We start from the raw sequence: 15,174 nt of genomic DNA, 5'->3' as shown, positions 1-15,174 counted from the left end.
TCGCTATGCACCCGGGTCGGGTGATCTGGGTCACGCCGGGCGAGGTCTGGTCAGGTCAGGGGCGGAGAACAGGAAGGGACTGCGGGCACGTTGGAACGCTCCGGGACCTTTGGGGCGGCTCGCGGTTGCGGGTGCGTCGGAAAGCGCGTCGGCGCCGGCAGTCAGACGCGTCAGCGCCACCAGGCAGGCGTGGAAGCGCCACCAGGCAGGCGTAGAAACGCGACTGGGGCAGGCTGGAAGCGTCACCAGCCAGGCGTGGAAACGCCGACAGATAAGCGTGTCGGGGGCGTTGCCGAGTGCGACGCCCCTCCACGCCTGCTCGTCGCGCGGGTTCTCAGCGGCCGGCGGCCTGCTTGCGAACCCGGGCCGCGCCCCTGCGCCGCTCCGCCCGCAGTTCCCGGAGATAGGCCTGCGCGTCGACCTGGATGGTGTGCCGGGTCGAGGTGACATAGCGGCGCGCGAGTCTCGCGCGGTAGGTCCCGGTCTCCTGGCGCATCCGCTCCGGTCCGGGCAGCACGCACCGGCCCTCCAGCAGATCTGCGACCCAGTGCGACTGCGCCTCCGCGAGCGGCATGATCGCGCCGAGGGGCTGGACCAGCCCGATGAAGTAGAGGCCGGGGCGGTCCGGTGCGACGACCCGGTGGTAGAGGTCGATGTCGTTGTCGGACGGGTCGATCACCTCGTCCTTGAGGAACGGGAACGCGATGTCGTAGCCCGTGCAGTAGACGATCGCGTCGATCTCCTCCGTGCTCCCGTCCTCGAACGTGACCCGGTCGCCGTCCAGTTGTACGGGAGCGGGTTTCACGGCGATGTCGCCGTGGCCGAGGCGCGACAGCAGGTCGTCGGAGATGGTGGGGTGGGCCCCCAGCACCCGATGCCGGGGCACCGGCAGACCGTAGTCCTTCAGCCGGCCCCGGCTGAGCCGCAACAGGAGCCGCAGGCCGTGCTCCTGCACGGACAGCGGGGCCCTGGCCAGCCAGGAACCGGTGAGATGGTCGGTGGGCACACCGAAGAGATACTTGGGCAGGATGTGCGCGCCGCGGCGCATGGCGAGAACCGTGCGCCGGGACACCCGCGAGGTCTCCACCGCGATGTCGCAGGCCGAGTTGCCGATGCCGAGGACGAGGACGCGCCGGTCGGCGAAGGCTTCCGGCGTCCGGTAGTCGTGCGAGTGCGTCTGCGTGCCGGTGAACTCCTCGGCTCCCGGCAGGGACGGCCGGGGCCAACGGGGTTTCCAGTGATGGCCGTTGGCGACCAGGACGGCCCCGTAGGTCAGTTCCGCCGTCCCGCCCGAGTCGCGGTTGCGGGTCGTGACGCTCCACAGCCCGCCGGGAACCGGTTCCACGCGCACCACTTCGGTGCGGAAGGTGATCGACGGCCGCAGCCCGAAGTGGTCCACGAAGCTGTCGAAGTACCGGGCGATGTGGAAGTGGCTGGGGTAGACCGGACAGTCCTCCGGCATGGGGAGGCTCGCGTACTCCATGATCTGGCGCGAGGTGTTGATGTGCAGGGATCGGTAGGCGGACGACATCCCGTTGTCGTTCAGATAGCGCCAGTTGCCACCGACCTCGGATCCCGTCTCGAAGCAGTCGTACGCGATCCCGCGCGCCGCGAGCACCTGGCAGGCGGCGATTCCGGACGAGCCCGCCCCGATCACACACACCCTTTCCATGTCCGCCCCTCCCTGTGACCACCCGGTCACATGACCGGGTGGTCACAGGCTGCTGCGCGACCGGCGCCCTGTCAATGACCCTGACAGGAAGGCGAGTTCAGGTGGACTGGGGATCAACAGCGTTTCCTGCCCGACTCGTTGACAGGCGACGTCGGCGCACCGACGATGACCGGGCGGTCACATGACCGCCCGGTCATGCACGGGAGTCTTCATGCCCACTTCCACCTGGACCCGTCTGTCACCGGTGCGCCGCGAACGGGTCCTGGTCGCCGCGATGGACGAGTTCGGCACCCACGGCTACTCCACCGGAAGCCTCAACGTCATCGCCCGCGAGGCCGGCGTGGCCAAGGGCTCGCTGTTCCAGTACTTCGAAGGCAAACTCGACCTCTTCGCCTACGTGGCCGAGCAGACCTCCCTGCGCGTCTATACCGCGATGGAGCCCTGGCTCGACGGGTACGACGGCTCCACGGAGTTCTCCCGCTACCTCACCGACGCCCTGGAGGCCTGGCTCGACTACTTCGCCCGCCATCCGCTGGAACGCGGGGTCACCGCCGCCACCAACATGGAACTCGACCCGGCCGTCCGCAACGCCGTACGCGCCCCGGTGCAGGACATCTACCTGGCCGGGCTGCGCCCCCTGGTCGAGCGTGCGGTCGAGACCGGCGACCTGCGAAAAGGTGCCGACGTCGACGCCCTGCTGTCCCTGCTGCTCGTCCTGCTGCCGTACTTCGCGCTCGCGGCCCACACACCCGGCCTCGAAGGACCGGTACGGCTCGCGGGCGAACACCGGGAAGTCCGCCGGGCGAACATCGCGCGCCTGATCGGCCCGGTCCTCGCCGACTTCGTGCCGAAGGGGCCCTGATGGACGCGCCCGACTACGACGTACTCGTCATCGGCTCCGGATTCGGCGGCAGCGTCACCGCGCTGCGCCTCACCGAGAAGGGGTATCGCGTCGGGATCCTGGAGTCCGGCCGCCGCTTCGCCGACACCGACTTCCCGCGTACGTCCTGGCATGTGCGCGACTACCTCTTCGCCCCGCGCCTCGGCTGCACGGGCATCCTGCGCATGACCCTGCTGGGTGACGTCCTCGTCCTCACGGGCGCGGGCGTCGGCGGCGGCTCCCTCGGCTATGCCAACACGCTCTACGAGCCGCCCGACGCCTTCTACGAGGGCTCGCCGTGGGCCCGGATCACCGACTGGCGAAGCGAACTCGCGCCCTACTACGCGCAGGCCCGCCGCATGCTCGGCGTCACCCCCAACCCCGTATTCACCGACGCCGACCGGCTCCTCAAGGACACCGCGAATGATCTCGGCTGCGCGGACACCTTCAAGACCGTTCCGGTCGGTGTGCACTTCGGGCCGCCCGGCACCTCTCCCGGCGCCCGCGTCGCCGACCCCTACTTCGGCGGGGCGGGGCCCGAGCGCAACGCCTGTCTGCACTGCGGCGCCTGCATGACCGGCTGCCGGTACAACGCGAAGAACACACTGCCGAAGAACTACCTGGGCCTGGCCGAACACGCGGGCGCCCAGGTGCTGCCGCTGCGCACGGTCACCGACGTCACCCGGAACGGTGAGGGCTGGGCCGTCACCTCGGTACGCACCGGTGGTGGCCCGCTTCGCCGCGAGCGGACCCTGACCGCTGGGCACGTCGTCTTCGCGGCGGGTGCCCTGGGCACCCAACGACTGCTGCACCGGCTGCGGGCCGGCGGCTCCCTGCCGCGGGTGTCGTCCCGCCTCGGCCGGCTGACCCGCACCAACTCCGAGGCCATCCTCGGCGTCCGGGCCAGGGACAGGACCACCGACTTCAGCCGGGGCGTCGCCATCACCTCCTCCGTGCACCTCGACGAGAACACGCACGTCGAAGCCGTCCGCTACGGCCGTGGCAGCAATCTGCTCGGGCTGCTCGGCGCGATGCTCGTCGATCCCGTCCCCGGCCGCTCCCGGCTGCTCCTCGGTCTGGTAGCGATGGCACACAATCTGCGCGACCTGCCGAGCCTGCACAGCCCGCGCCGCTGGTCCCAGCAGTCCGTCGTCCTGCTGGTCATGCAGTCCCTCGACAACTCCGTGACGACGTACCTCCGCCGGACCCTCACCGGACGCAAGCGGCTGACCAGCCGCCCCGGCGAGGGCACCCCCAACCCGACCTGGATACCCGCGGGACACCGGGCGGCCCGCAGAGCGGCGGAGCGGATCGGTGGCCAGGCCTGCGGCACCTGGGGCGATCTGTTCGACATCCCTACCACCGGACATCTCATCGGCGGATGCACCGTCGGCGAGAACCCGGAGACCGGAGTCGTCGACCCCTATCACCGGCTGCACGGGCATCCGGGTCTGCACGTCATCGACGGTTCCACGATCTCGGCGAACCTCGGTGTGAACCCCTCCCTCACCATCACCGCCCTGGCCGAGCGGGCCGTGGCCCTGTGGCCCAACCACGGCGAGGACGACCTCCGGCCCGACCCCGGTCTGCCCTATCGCCGAGTGCCGCCGGTACCGCCGAGGCACCCCGCCGTGCCCGCGGACGCACCGGCGGCGCTGCGGTTGGAACCCCCGACCGGAAAGGACCCCCTGTGACGCCCTACCCCGAGGAACCCTGGCATCTGGCCGGCCAGATGTATCTGTCGCTGTGGCTGGTGCCGAGCCGAGAACTGCCGCCGGTGGCGGACGGCACCCGGCCGGTCGCCATCGCCGGACGCGGTGTGGTCGGCGCCGCCTGGGTCGTCTACGAGAACGACAGCGTCCTGCACTACAACGAACTGCTCCGCGCCGTCCTCGTACGGGACGGCCACCGCCCCCGTGTCTGCATCACCGACATCTGGGTGGACAGCGCCGCCTCGATGGCGGGCGGCCGGGAACTGTGGGGTATCCCCAAGGAGATGGCGGACTTCGACATCGACCGGACCGCCGGTGTACGGGCGGGCGCGGTGACGCGGAAGGACGCCCTGGCCACCGCCGCCTTCGAGCCCGGCCGCCGGATACCGGGCCGCTGGCCGCTCACCTATCGCGTCGCGCAGACCCTCGACGGCGGGCTGAAGACCAGCTCCGTCCGCTCGCGCTCCACCGTACGGACGGCCAAGGCGCGCTGGACCGCACACGAAAGCGGTCCGCTGCGGGGGTTGGGCCGCCGCCCGCCTCTGCTCAGCCTGGCCCTGAACGACTTCACCATCCGATTCGGGGACACCGCCCGCGCGCCGTCCCCGCCGTCCGCACCACCCGCGCCGGAGGCCTGTACGTGGAATGAACCGACCGGCGGTGGATGAGAGTTGGACAAGTGGAGGCGATCAAACTCTGGTCCGGCGGCCTACCGGCCGGTATACAGACCAGGTTGGGTCTGCCGGGCAGGAGCCGTCCGGCCTGCCGCGGCGCCGCGATCCCTTGCGCGCCGCGGGAAAGCCGGTACCCGTTCAGCAGGCCGTCATGGCTTCAGGGGAGGGGCACGATGAACCATCACACGCGTCCGGACAATGGCGTCCCGAGGCGACGGGGCGCCATGGCGCTGGGGGCCGCGCTGAGCAGCTGCGCGCTCGTCGCCGGTGTCGCGGCGGCGACTCCCGCCGCGGCGGGCGAAGGACATGCATCGCATGGCGTGGACTACGTCGCGCTCGGCGACTCGTACACGTCGGGGCCGCTGATTCCTCAGCAGGTCGACGCGAACTGCGCGCGTTCCGACCACAATTACCCGTCGATCACCGCGGCCGCGCGCAAGGTCGCCTCGTTCACGGACGTCAGCTGCTCCGGCGCGAAGACCGACGAGATGTGGAAGGCACAGGGGACCAACGGACCCCAGCTGGACGCGGTGAAGCGCGACACCGACCTGGTGACCCTGCAGATCGGCGGCAACGACATGGGCTTCGGCCCGATCATCGCCACCTGCGCCGGGCTCAGTTCGAAGGACCTCGCGGGCAACCCCTGTCAGCAGTACTACGGCGCCGCGGGCTACGACCAACTCACCCTGAACATCCTCCAAACGGCCCCCAAGGTCGCCCGGGTGCTGCGTGAAGTGCACGCCAGGGCTCCGCATGCCCGCGTGGTCGTCGTCGGCTACCCCGACCTCCTGCCCGACGACGGCAGCGGCTGCTATCCGACCGTTCCGTTCGCCGCGAAGGACTTCCCCTATCTGCGGGACACCGGCAAGCGGCTCAATCTGATGCTCCGCACGGTGGCGTTCCTGAACCGCGCCGAGTACGTGGACACCTACGGGCCGACCATCGGGCACGACATGTGCAAGGCCCCCGCCGATCGCTGGATCGAGCCGCTGCGCCCGACCTCGCCCGCCGCTCCGGCCCACCCCAACGCCAAGGGCCAGGAGGCCATGGCACGCGCGGTGCTGGCGCACCTGGGCGAACGAGCCCGGCACCACTGACCGTTCCGGTCGTGACCCCCGATGCCTGGGCGTCCCTGTCGGCGAGCGCCCGTGCGCTCGCCGACAGGCTTTCCCGGGGCACGGGCGCAGCCGTCGGCCACGAGCGGGAGTTCCAGCCGACGCGCCGGGACGGGAACCGTACTGACCGGCCGTGTCAGGGGGTCGGGACCTCGTCCACGAACGCGGTGCCGGCGCTCCGGTAGGCGGCCACCTTCGAGGCCACCTGGGCCGGGGTGAGGACCTGGTCCTTGACGTGCAGGACGTAGTCGACCTGTTCGTCGTACGCGCGCGCCGCGGTCGAGGTCTGTCCCGCGAGGTCGATCAGCCACTGGTTGAAGTTGATCGACATCGGCCGCTCGGGCAGGTACTGGGCGTCGTGGGTGCCGAACAGCTGGCCGTCGATGTAGTACTTGATGCTGCTGTTGTCGATGGTGAGCACCAGGTCGTGCCATCCGGCGTAGCTCTGGCGTGCCTCGGTGTGCTGGTTGACGGCCTGCCAGGGATCCGGGTTGTACGTCTCCCAGGAGGTCGTATAGAGGATGTTGCCCGTCTCGCCCCAGCCGCCGTTGGGCAGGTACTCGAAGTCGTACTCGGCGTAGTCGTCGGCCATCGGCGCTGTGAGGTCGTTGATGGTGAAGAACGTCTGCACCAGGTGATCGCCGTCCGGGCCGGACTCGGGAGCGTCGGCGAACTTCACCCGCGCCGCGTAGGTGCCGTTCTTGAACTTCATGCTCTTGGAGACGACTTCGGTCTGCCGGGTGGATTCCGCGGTGCCCGAGGTCGACGTCCGCAGGTTCATCACGGAGTTGCCGGACACGGTGGGGAAGGTGACCTTGGAGGGGTCCCAGGTCGCGCCGGGGACTCCGGGGCCGCCGGAGTTGGAGCGGACGTTCCAGCCGTGCGCGGAGATCGCGGGGTCGGTGTACGACGAGTAGGTGAAGTCGTCGAACAGCGCCTGGCCTCCGCCGGGCGGGTCGGTGGGGTCGGTGGGGTCGGTCGGATCCGTGGGGTCGTTGCCCTCCGGCGCCGTGCCCCACACGGTGGTTCCGGCGAGCTGGGCGGTGACCTTGTTCCAGTCCGCGTACGAGGTCTGCGCGCCGTTGAAGGAGTAGTCGTCCGCCTGGTTCACGGACTGCCAGTTGGACTGGTAGAAGCGCAGCTGCATGTCGCCGGTATCGGCGCCCGGGGCCAGCGCGCCGGCCGTGGAGGTGAAGCCGATCTCCAGATAGCGGTCCGCGGTTCCGGTGGGATGAGCCAGGGTGCCGAACGTGCCGGTGACGTTCGCGCATCCCTTCACCGCCCAGGAGCAGGCGAAGCGATAGGTGGTGCTCGCCGAGTCCGCCTTGAAGTAGTAGCGGATCCTCACCTGGCTCAACTGCACTGCGGTGGAGCCGGTGTTGCGCACCTTGAACCAGGGCTCGCTCTGGTCCGCGGTGGCGCCGCTCGCGCTGGTGCGGTACTGGACGGCAAGACCTCCGGCCGCGGCGGCGGGGGCGGACATCGGAACGGCGACCAGGGCGGTGCCGCCCAGGAGCGCCGACAGGGCGAGGGCCACGCGACGGCGGCCTGTGGGGGGACGGCTAAGGGGACGGTTTCTCATGTGGGTTCCTTTCGGTGGGCTCCCGCCGACCGCGGGAGGTGGGGGTGCTCAGGAACGCGAGAAGACGTGCCGTGCTTGACCAGTTGACCGTTCGGCCCTTACCAGTTGACGTCGCCTGAAAGTGGCATAGACCATTGCGTCCGTCAACCCCCTTGCGCCAAAGGGGACTTGCTTGGATCGGGACGGTTCGGGTTACCTGTGCAGCGAAGCCGCTTTGATTCAACCCCCTTGACCAGCAGACAAGTTAGGGTCAGAGGGCATACCAGTTGGCCGGTACCGACGACGAACGAGAGTCCTGCATGGAGATCGATCCCGACGCCTCCCGCGCGGTACTCAAGCGGGAAAGAGTCCGCGACACGATCCTCGAGCTCATCGAGGAACGCCGCCCCGGCGACGCCATTCCGTCAGAGCGCTCTCTCTGTGCCCAACTCGGTGTGTCCCGGCCCACTTTGCGAGCAGCGGTGGACCAACTCGTGGTCGCCGGACTGCTGGTGCGTGAGCACGGGCGAGGCATGTTCGTGGCCGCCGAGAAGATCACCCAGGAACTGGTCCCGGACCGGCAGACGTTCAGCCTGCCCCAGGCCGCGGGCACATGGACCAGCAGACTCCTGGAATTCAGCACACTGTCCGCCGGTGCCCGGGTGGGCCGCAGGCTGCGCATCTCGCCGGCGGCCAAAATCCGGTACGTGGCACGGCTCCGGCTGGTCGACGGCTCGCCCATGGCCATCGAGTACCTGCACGTCCCGGCCGACCTGGTGCCGGACCTGACCAGTGACGAACTGGAGGACGGCGACCTGTACGAGCATCTCGGTGAACGGCACGGAATCCAGGTCAGTGAGGCGGTCCAGTCGATCGAGCCCACGGTGGTGACCCGCGACGAGGCGGGCCTGCTCGATGTGCCGGAGCTGTCCCCAGCCCTGCTGTTCGAGCGACTCACCTCGGACGCCCTGGGCCGACCGGTGGAGTATGTCCACTCGATCTACCGCGGCGACCGCTACCGCATCGTCTCCCGGCTGGCGCTCGGTCCGCGATCCGAACACCCGTCACCCCGCGACGGACACCACCCCGGTATCCCGCCGGGAGACTTCCTGCCGGGCGAACCCGTCACCTTCTCCACCCGCGGCGTGGTGGCCGGCGGCCTCTTCGGTCACAGCGGCGGACGAGGTGAGGGCGGCCCCGCCACGTGACAGAGAAGGCGGCCCCGCAACGTGAGAGAGGGCGGCCCCGCAAGGTGAGAGAGAGCGACCCCGCAGCCTGGCGGCGGAGGAAGGCCCTGACCTCTTACCGGCTCCAGGCAGGCGGGCGCTTCTCGGTGAACGCCTGGGCGCCCTCGGTGGCGGCGCCGGTGGTGAAGACCGGCGCACTCAGCGGATCCTGGACGGTGTAGGCGGTGTGGTCGTCGAGGCCGCGGGTGTCCTGGACGATCCGCTTCGTGATGTGGACGGCGTCGCGGGAGTGGGCCTGAACTCGTTCGGCCAGGGCGAGGGCCGCGTCGAGTGCTCCGTCTTCACGGGTGAGCCGGTTGACGAGCCCGTACCGGGCCGCGTCCGGAGCGGGCAGGGCGGTCGCGGTCAGCAGCATCTCCGTGGCCACGTGGTAGGGGAGCCGGCCCGGGAGCCGGACGGCTCCGCCCTCGGCCGCGATAAGCCCGCGGGCGACCTCGGGCAAGGCGAAGAACGCGGTGTCGGATGCGGTGATGAGGTCGCAGGCGAGGGCGAGTTCGAAGCCCCCGGCGATGGCCGCGCCTTCGACGGCGGCGATGAGCGGCTTGCGGATGCGGGCGCGGGTGAGTCCGGCGAGCCCGCGGTCGGCGACAAGCGGAACGCCTTCGGTGGGGAAGGCCTTGAGGTCCATTCCTGAACAGAAGTGGCCGCCCGCACCGGTAAGGATGCCGACGGACAAGGACGGGTCGGACTCCAGGCGGGTGAGGGCCGAGTCCAAGGCGTCGGCCAGGACTTGGTCGACGGCGTTACGGACACGGGGCCGGTTGAGGGTGATGAGCAGGACGCCGGGGCGTGGTTCGGCCGTCATCACTACAGGGTCAAGGCTGTCCATGCGGTGTGCTCCTTGCCGTGGGCGGATGGGCAGATGGGCAGGCGGGCAGGCGCCTGGGTGAGGAGGGGGCAGCCACGCCGACGGGCCGGGTGGCCGGGCAGGCGCGCGGGCATGCGGGCACGCGCGCCTGCGGGAAAGGTCAGGTCAGATCCGTACGACGGGCAGCGCGGCGAGTCCGCGCATCACCCGGGCCGGTCGCCAGGGGAGTTCGTCGTCGGGTTTGGCCAACTGCACCTGGCCCAGACGCTGCAACAGCAGGGGGAAGGCGACGGCACCTTCGAGCCGGGCCAGGGCGGCGCCGATGCAGAAGTGGGGGCCGTAGCCGAAGGCGAGATGGTCGTTGGGAGTTCGGCCCACATCCAGCCGGTCGGCGTCCGGGAAACGGGCCTCGTCGCGGTTGGCGGAGCCGATCAGGAGACTGACGATGTCCCCCTCGCCGATCGACTGACCGTGCAGGCCGATCGGTTCGGCGGCGCACCGGAACGTCGCGTCCCGCACCGGGGAGTCGTAGCGAAGGAGCTCCTCGACGGCTGTGCCGACGAGTTCCGGGCCGGCTTCCGCTTCGGTCAGCCGGGCGGCCTGGTCCGGGTTCCGGAGCAGCGCGAGCGTGCCGTTGCCGATGAGGTTCATGGTGGTGTCGTGGCCGACCAGCAGCAGGAGGTAGGCGGTCGAGCGCAGCTCCTCCTCGCTCATCGCCCCGCTGTGGTCGCCGGCCCGTACGAGTGCGCCCAGCAGGTCAACCCCACTGCTCTCACCGCCGGTTCGTTTGCCGGCGATCAGGCGGTGGAGGAGGGCATGCAGTTCGTTCTCCACCCGGGCCGGATCCCGGCCCGGAGCGGGCGCGATCGTGGCCATGAGTGTGTCCCGAGTCGCCGCGTTGTCGAGTTCCTCGGGGACACCGAGGATCGCGCAGATCATCCGGAAGGTGAGAGGTGCCGCGAACGCCGCGATCACATCGACGTGGGTGTCGTGCTCGATCCGGTCCAGCAGACGGTTGGCGGTGTCCGCGATGAAGGGTTCCAGCCGGGCGATACGGCGGGGCACGAACGCCGCGTTCACCAGGGTCCGCAGACGGGTGTGGTCCGGGGGGTCGGCGTGGACCAGATGCCGGTTCAGCCCGGCCGGCCCCGGAACATAACCGGGCACCCGGCCCGGGTCCTTGCTCAGCCGCCCATCGGTCAACAGGGCTCGGACGTCCGTGTAGCGGGAGATCTGCCACACGGTGGGTCGGCCGGGCCTGCGGTCCGCGTGAGCGGGCGCATGCCGGCGCAGCCAGGTGAAGTAGGGGTAGGGATCCCGCACCCGCGTGGCCAGCAGGTCAGGGGGCGGGGACGGTGTGTGGGGAGCGGGCACGCTGGCTCCGGACTCGATGATCGAAACGGACACCGCGCCAACGCTGGGACGCGACCGAAAGATACGGAAGACGTCGAAATCGTGCGCGACACGAGAGGCAAGATCGCCCCGACGGGTCAGTCCGTCGATGGGCTCCGGGGCGGTATCCGCCCGACGCGACGAAGGGTGGTCCCTCGGCTAGGGTGATGTGGACGACGTGCTCACTCCGGTCGTTTCGTGCTGCCGACCGTCCGCTGCCCCTCGTGCGTCCACCACTGGTTCGTGGCGTGGCAGGAAAACCTTGAGGGCTGTCGCGGGATCCGCTGCCGTACGCATCGGCAACGGGGCCGTCGGCCGGCCCGGAGCGGGCACCGACATCGTGTGATGCGTGGAATTCCGGATCGGATTCGAGAGGACTCACACATGCCCTTCGCCACTGCCAAGGACGGCACACAGATCTTCTACAAGGACTGGGGATCGGGCCAGCCAGTCGTCTTCTCCCACGGCTGGCCGCTGACCGCGGATGCCTGGGACGCCCAGATGAAGGTGATGGCGGACAACGGCTTCAGGGCCGTCGCCCACGACCGGCGCGGTGGCGGACGCTCCGGCCAGACCTGGGACGGCAACAACCTCGACACGTACGCCGACGACCTGGCGGCGGTCATCGACGCGCTCGACCTCCGGGATGTCATCCTGGTCGGCCACTCGACGGGCGGTGGCGAGGTCACCCGATACATCGGCCGGCACGGCTCCGGCCGGGTGGCCAAGGCGGTCCTGGTCGGCGCGATCCCGCCGCTCATGCTCAAGACCGAAGACAACCCCGAAGGTCTGCCGATCGACGTCTTCGACGATATCCGCAAGGGCGTGGAGACCGACCGGTCGCAGTTCTACAAGGACCTCAGCGCCGCGTTCTACGGCGCCAACCGTGACGGATCGACCGTCACCCAGGGGACGCGGGACGAGTTCTGGCTCTGGGGAATGACCGTGGGCATCAAGGGCGCCTACGACTGCGTCAAGGCGTTCTCCGAGACCGACCTCACCGAAGACCTCAAGAAGATCGACGTACCCACACTCATCGTGCACGGCGACGACGACCAGATCGTTCCCATCGTGGCTGCCGGCGACAAGTCCTCGAAGCTCGTGAAGGACGCGATCTACAAGGTGTACCCGGGCGCTCCCCACGGTCTCGCCATGGTGCCCAAGTTCGCCGAGGTGTTCAACGCCGACCTCCTCGACTTCGCGCGCAGTTGAACCACCGGCCTCCGGACAGAACGCGGGACGAAGGAGGCCGCCACATGCGTAGTGCCCCGGAGGCATAGTCGATACGCTCCCTGTGGGGGGAACACCCATGCGGATGGGGGACGTTCGTGGCGTATCGGAGACCGGTGCGGCTGTGCTGCGGAGCAATGCGGAGCCTTAGCCATGGGGCTGGTGCTGGCCGGCTGCTCGGCGGCGGGGGACGGCGGAAACGCGGAACCCGCCGCTTCCAAGGACGCGACAGCGAGCAGTCGTACGAGCGCCACCCCCGCCCCGGCCGCGAGCAGCGGCACGAGCGCCAACTCGGCGCCGGCCCCGTCACCCAGCGGCACAGGACTGGACTTTCATCCCGATCCGGGCCGCGCGCCGAAGACCCGCGCGGAGGGCTTGCGCCTGGCCCGCGCCATCGCGGCGGCGCCCGCCAACTGGGGCCCCGGATACGTCAAGCGGAACCCGTACGAGAGTGACCCCGGCTACTGGCCCGTGCTCGACGCGAACTGCGTCTGGCAGCGCGAACCACTGCCCTCGACGGTGCTCGCCAGTCTCACCCGCTACAGCGAACTGCCCGCGGAGAACGGCAAGGGCCCGATCCGCCTCGCCGCGGTCGTCACCGTGCACCGGACCGTGCGGGACGCCGAATGGGAGATGGCCGGGACTCTCGAAGAAGCCCTGCGCTGCCCCGACCAGCAGCTCCGCCAGGGCGAGCGGATCACCGGACTGCTCTCCCAAGGGTCCGCATTCGGCCAGTTGGGCAACTTCAGCGCCGAGGACACGATCACGGAGGGCGGCCAGTACTACAGCGACGAACTCGGCGGTCCCTATTACTACTACTGGATGCAGGGCCGCATGGCCCAGGTCACCGTGGCCGTCGTCGGCTTCCGTGCCCGGTTCCGCCGTGAGGTCGAGGCGGCCCGCCGGGTGACCAGCCCCTGGGCCGTGCCGGTCACCGGCGCGGACCCGGACGCGGCGGCGCCCTGGCTGGCCACCGCGTTCGTGCCCGGCCCCTCGCTGGAGGAGGCGGTCAACCGCCACGGTCCGCTCCCCGCGCGCAGCGTGCGCGTCCTGGCCAGGATGCTCGCCGCCGCACTGCGCGAGGTGCATGCCGCCGGGCTGGTCCACCGGGACGTCAAGCCCGCCAACGTCCTGCTCGCGGTGGACGGCCCGCGCCTCATCGACTTCGGGATCGCCCGCGCGGCCGACGAGACCGCGATCACCTCCACCGACCTGGTCGTCGGCACACCCGGGTTCCTGTCCCCCGAACAGGCCGAGGCGCGGGGCTCCGCGGTGGGCCCGCCGAGCGACATCTTCTCGCTGGGCTGCCTGCTGGCGTACGCGGCGGGCGGCCGGCCGCCGTTCGGCACCGGCACGGCGGACGCCCTGCTCTACCGAACGGTCCACGACGAACCCGACCTGGCCGGGATCGAATCCGAGGGGGACACGGACGACGGCGGCCTGCCGGCACTGCTGCGCCGGTGCCTGGCGAAGGACCCGGCGGACCGTCCGACGGCCGAGCAGTTCGGCACGGCACTGCTGGTCGAGGACGCGGTCCCCGAGGGCGGGCAGCTCGACTGGCTGCCCGAGGACGTCGTACGGGCCATCGCCGACCGTTCGTCCGAGATGCTGGCGCTGCCCGACATCGAGCCGACAGTCGCCGAAGCGTCAGGGGACGGGGAACGGACCTCGCCGAGCCGTCGGCGCCTGCTCGTGCTGGCTTCCGGGGCGGCCGTGCTCCTTGCGGGTGGCGGTGTGGCGGCCTGGGCCGCTCTGCGGGACGAGGACATCCCGGGGTCGCCGGCGCCGCGGGACCACCGCTGGGCCGTCGGCGTGCAGGCGGACCTGAGCGGGCCGCAGCGGACCGTGGGCGAGGCGCAGGAGCGGGGCGCGCGGCTGGCGATCGAGCACTACAACTCCCGCAAGGACAAGCCTTTCGAGCTCGTACTGAAGACCGCTGACGACGGCGGCAGCGCCGGGCGGGCGCCGGGCGCTGCGAAGAAGCTGATCCTCGACACGGACGTGCTCGCCGTACTCGGCCCGACCAACGACGAGACGGCGGGCGCCGTCCTCGGTTCCTACGACGAGGCCCTGCTGCCGCTGCTGTGCCTCTCGGCCGGGGGGCTGATCCTGACCGCGCAGCAGTACCGGTCCTTCGTGCACTGCCGGCCCAGCGACGCGGCCGTCGCCCTGCCGATCAGCATCTATCTCATGCGGCAGAAGGGAAAGCTGCGCGCCGGCCTGCTCCAGGACCGCACCGCACGGACGTACGCCCAGGAGTCCGCCTCGATCAACGCCATCATGCTGCGCCGGCTGGGCCGGCCGGCCTACCCCCGGGTGATCCCGGCGGACACCAAGGACGTGCAACCCGTCGTCGCCGACATGCTGCGTGCGGGGATCGGCTCCTTCATCTACGCCGGTGACGCACAGGGCGGGGCCCGGGTGGCCCGCGCACTGGCCGCCGCAGGTTTCGACGGCCCACGGCTCACCCCGCAGGCCGTGATCGACCCGGAGTTCCTGAAGGAGGCCGGGAACGCGGCCGAAGGATGGCTGCTGACCGCTTCCTTCGTCGACCCCTCCGCCGTGCCGGCCGCGGCGGCCTTCTCCGCCGCCTTCCGCAAGCGGTACGGAGCCGAGCCCGGCCACTACGCCGCCGAGGCGTACGACTCCGTCAACCTCGTCGTCCAGGAGATGGTGAAGGCCGCGAAGGGCGGACGGCCGCCGAAACGCCAGGAGTTGTTGGGCGTGTTGCGCAAGAGCCACTACAAGGGCATCACCAAGGACTTCTCCTTCAAGCCGGCGGACGGCGCGTTCGCCGGCTGGGGCGTCTTCCTGTACCAGGTCGAGGGCGGGCGGTTCCGCTTCCTCGGCGCCGCCCCCTCCCAGGTGTAGCGGTGACCGGCG

11 protein-coding genes are annotated in these 15,174 nt (G+C 70.3%); 7 read left to right on the top strand and 4 right to left on the bottom strand.

Annotation, left to right across the window (positions count from 1 at the left end; genetic code table 11):
• Positions 1 to 334: 334 nt before the first annotated feature.
• Positions 335 to 1,672, bottom strand: a complete 1,338-nt coding sequence (locus ACFYR3_RS14485) for a flavin-containing monooxygenase (protein WP_389283099.1) — start codon at positions 1,670 to 1,672, stop codon at positions 335 to 337.
• Between the two features lie 211 nt (positions 1,673 to 1,883).
• Here ACFYR3_RS14485 and ACFYR3_RS14480 point away from each other — a divergent pair, with 211 nt between their 5' ends.
• From ACFYR3_RS14480 to ACFYR3_RS14465, 4 genes are all read left to right on the top strand, one after another.
• Positions 1,884 to 2,534 carry a TetR/AcrR family transcriptional regulator gene (locus ACFYR3_RS14480; RefSeq protein ID WP_356779962.1) on the top strand — a complete coding sequence of 217 codons (651 nt, stop codon included), beginning with the start codon at positions 1,884 to 1,886 and terminating at the stop codon, positions 2,532 to 2,534.
• The gene (locus ACFYR3_RS14475; RefSeq protein ID WP_389283097.1) at positions 2,534 to 4,246 is read left to right on the top strand and encodes a GMC oxidoreductase; all 1,713 of its coding nucleotides are present in this window, start codon (positions 2,534 to 2,536) and stop codon (positions 4,244 to 4,246) included. Before ACFYR3_RS14480 ends, ACFYR3_RS14475 begins: the two co-directional genes overlap by 1 nt.
• Positions 4,243 to 4,932, top strand: coding sequence for an acetoacetate decarboxylase family protein (locus ACFYR3_RS14470; protein ID WP_389283095.1), 690 nt, complete (start codon positions 4,243 to 4,245; stop codon positions 4,930 to 4,932). Before ACFYR3_RS14475 ends, ACFYR3_RS14470 begins: the two co-directional genes overlap by 4 nt.
• A gap of 179 nt (positions 4,933 to 5,111) precedes the next feature.
• Positions 5,112 to 6,035 carry an SGNH/GDSL hydrolase family protein gene (locus tag ACFYR3_RS14465; protein ID WP_356779968.1) on the top strand — a complete coding sequence of 308 codons (924 nt, stop codon included), beginning with the start codon at positions 5,112 to 5,114 and terminating at the stop codon, positions 6,033 to 6,035.
• 154 nt (positions 6,036 to 6,189) lie between these two features.
• On the opposite strand, the gene ACFYR3_RS14460 is transcribed toward ACFYR3_RS14465, so the two are convergent.
• Positions 6,190 to 7,635, bottom strand: coding sequence for a cellulose binding domain-containing protein (locus ACFYR3_RS14460; RefSeq protein WP_389283092.1), 1,446 nt, complete (start codon positions 7,633 to 7,635; stop codon positions 6,190 to 6,192).
• A 299-nt stretch (positions 7,636 to 7,934) separates the two neighbouring features.
• On the opposite strand from ACFYR3_RS14460, the gene ACFYR3_RS14455 reads away from it, so the two are divergent.
• Positions 7,935 to 8,822: a GntR family transcriptional regulator gene (locus ACFYR3_RS14455; protein ID WP_389283090.1), complete on the top strand. Its 888-nt coding sequence runs from the start codon at positions 7,935 to 7,937 to the stop codon at positions 8,820 to 8,822.
• 94 nt (positions 8,823 to 8,916) lie between these two features.
• Here ACFYR3_RS14455 and ACFYR3_RS14450 read toward each other — a convergent pair whose 3' ends face one another.
• Positions 8,917 to 9,690: a crotonase/enoyl-CoA hydratase family protein gene (locus ACFYR3_RS14450; RefSeq protein ID WP_389283088.1), complete on the bottom strand. Its 774-nt coding sequence runs from the start codon at positions 9,688 to 9,690 to the stop codon at positions 8,917 to 8,919.
• 144 nt (positions 9,691 to 9,834) lie between these two features.
• The gene (locus tag ACFYR3_RS14445; protein ID WP_389283086.1) at positions 9,835 to 11,076 is read right to left on the bottom strand and encodes a cytochrome P450; all 1,242 of its coding nucleotides are present in this window, start codon (positions 11,074 to 11,076) and stop codon (positions 9,835 to 9,837) included.
• A 369-nt stretch (positions 11,077 to 11,445) separates the two neighbouring features.
• On the opposite strand from ACFYR3_RS14445, the gene ACFYR3_RS14440 reads away from it, so the two are divergent.
• Both ACFYR3_RS14440 and ACFYR3_RS14435 read left to right on the top strand, forming a co-directional pair.
• Positions 11,446 to 12,273, top strand: a complete 828-nt coding sequence (locus tag ACFYR3_RS14440; protein ID WP_389283084.1) for an alpha/beta fold hydrolase — start codon at positions 11,446 to 11,448, stop codon at positions 12,271 to 12,273.
• Between the two features lie 171 nt (positions 12,274 to 12,444).
• On the top strand, positions 12,445 to 15,162 hold the full coding sequence (locus tag ACFYR3_RS14435) for a bifunctional serine/threonine-protein kinase/ABC transporter substrate-binding protein (protein WP_389283082.1): 2,718 nt from the start codon (positions 12,445 to 12,447) through the stop codon (positions 15,160 to 15,162).
• The last annotated feature ends 12 nt before the right edge of the window (positions 15,163 to 15,174 follow it).

It is taken from the genome of Streptomyces sp. NPDC005784 (genome assembly GCF_042871525.1).
In the GTDB taxonomy this organism is placed as follows: Bacteria; Actinomycetota; Actinomycetes; order Streptomycetales; family Streptomycetaceae; genus Streptomyces.
The sequence above is the reverse complement of the archived record's forward strand: the minus strand, read 5'-3'. Positions and strand labels throughout refer to the sequence as shown.

Bases quoted from the DNA above. Each gene is read 5' to 3' on its own strand.
- ACFYR3_RS14485 (WP_389283099.1), bottom strand. From the start codon at position 1,672: ATGGAAAGGGTGTGTGTGATCGGGGCGGGCTCGTCCGGAATCGCCGCC.
- ACFYR3_RS14480 (WP_356779962.1), top strand. From the start codon at position 1,884: ATGCCCACTTCCACCTGGACCCGTCTGTCACCGGTGCGCCGCGAACGG.
- ACFYR3_RS14475 (WP_389283097.1), top strand. From the start codon at position 2,534: ATGGACGCGCCCGACTACGACGTACTCGTCATCGGCTCCGGATTCGGC.
- ACFYR3_RS14465 (WP_356779968.1), top strand. From the start codon at position 5,112: ATGAACCATCACACGCGTCCGGACAATGGCGTCCCGAGGCGACGGGGC.
- ACFYR3_RS14460 (WP_389283092.1), bottom strand. From the start codon at position 7,635: ATGAGAAACCGTCCCCTTAGCCGTCCCCCCACAGGCCGCCGTCGCGTG.
- ACFYR3_RS14455 (WP_389283090.1), top strand. From the start codon at position 7,935: ATGGAGATCGATCCCGACGCCTCCCGCGCGGTACTCAAGCGGGAAAGA.
- ACFYR3_RS14450 (WP_389283088.1), bottom strand. From the start codon at position 9,690: ATGGACAGCCTTGACCCTGTAGTGATGACGGCCGAACCACGCCCCGGC.
- ACFYR3_RS14440 (WP_389283084.1), top strand. From the start codon at position 11,446: ATGCCCTTCGCCACTGCCAAGGACGGCACACAGATCTTCTACAAGGAC.
- ACFYR3_RS14435 (WP_389283082.1), top strand. From the start codon at position 12,445: ATGGGGCTGGTGCTGGCCGGCTGCTCGGCGGCGGGGGACGGCGGAAAC.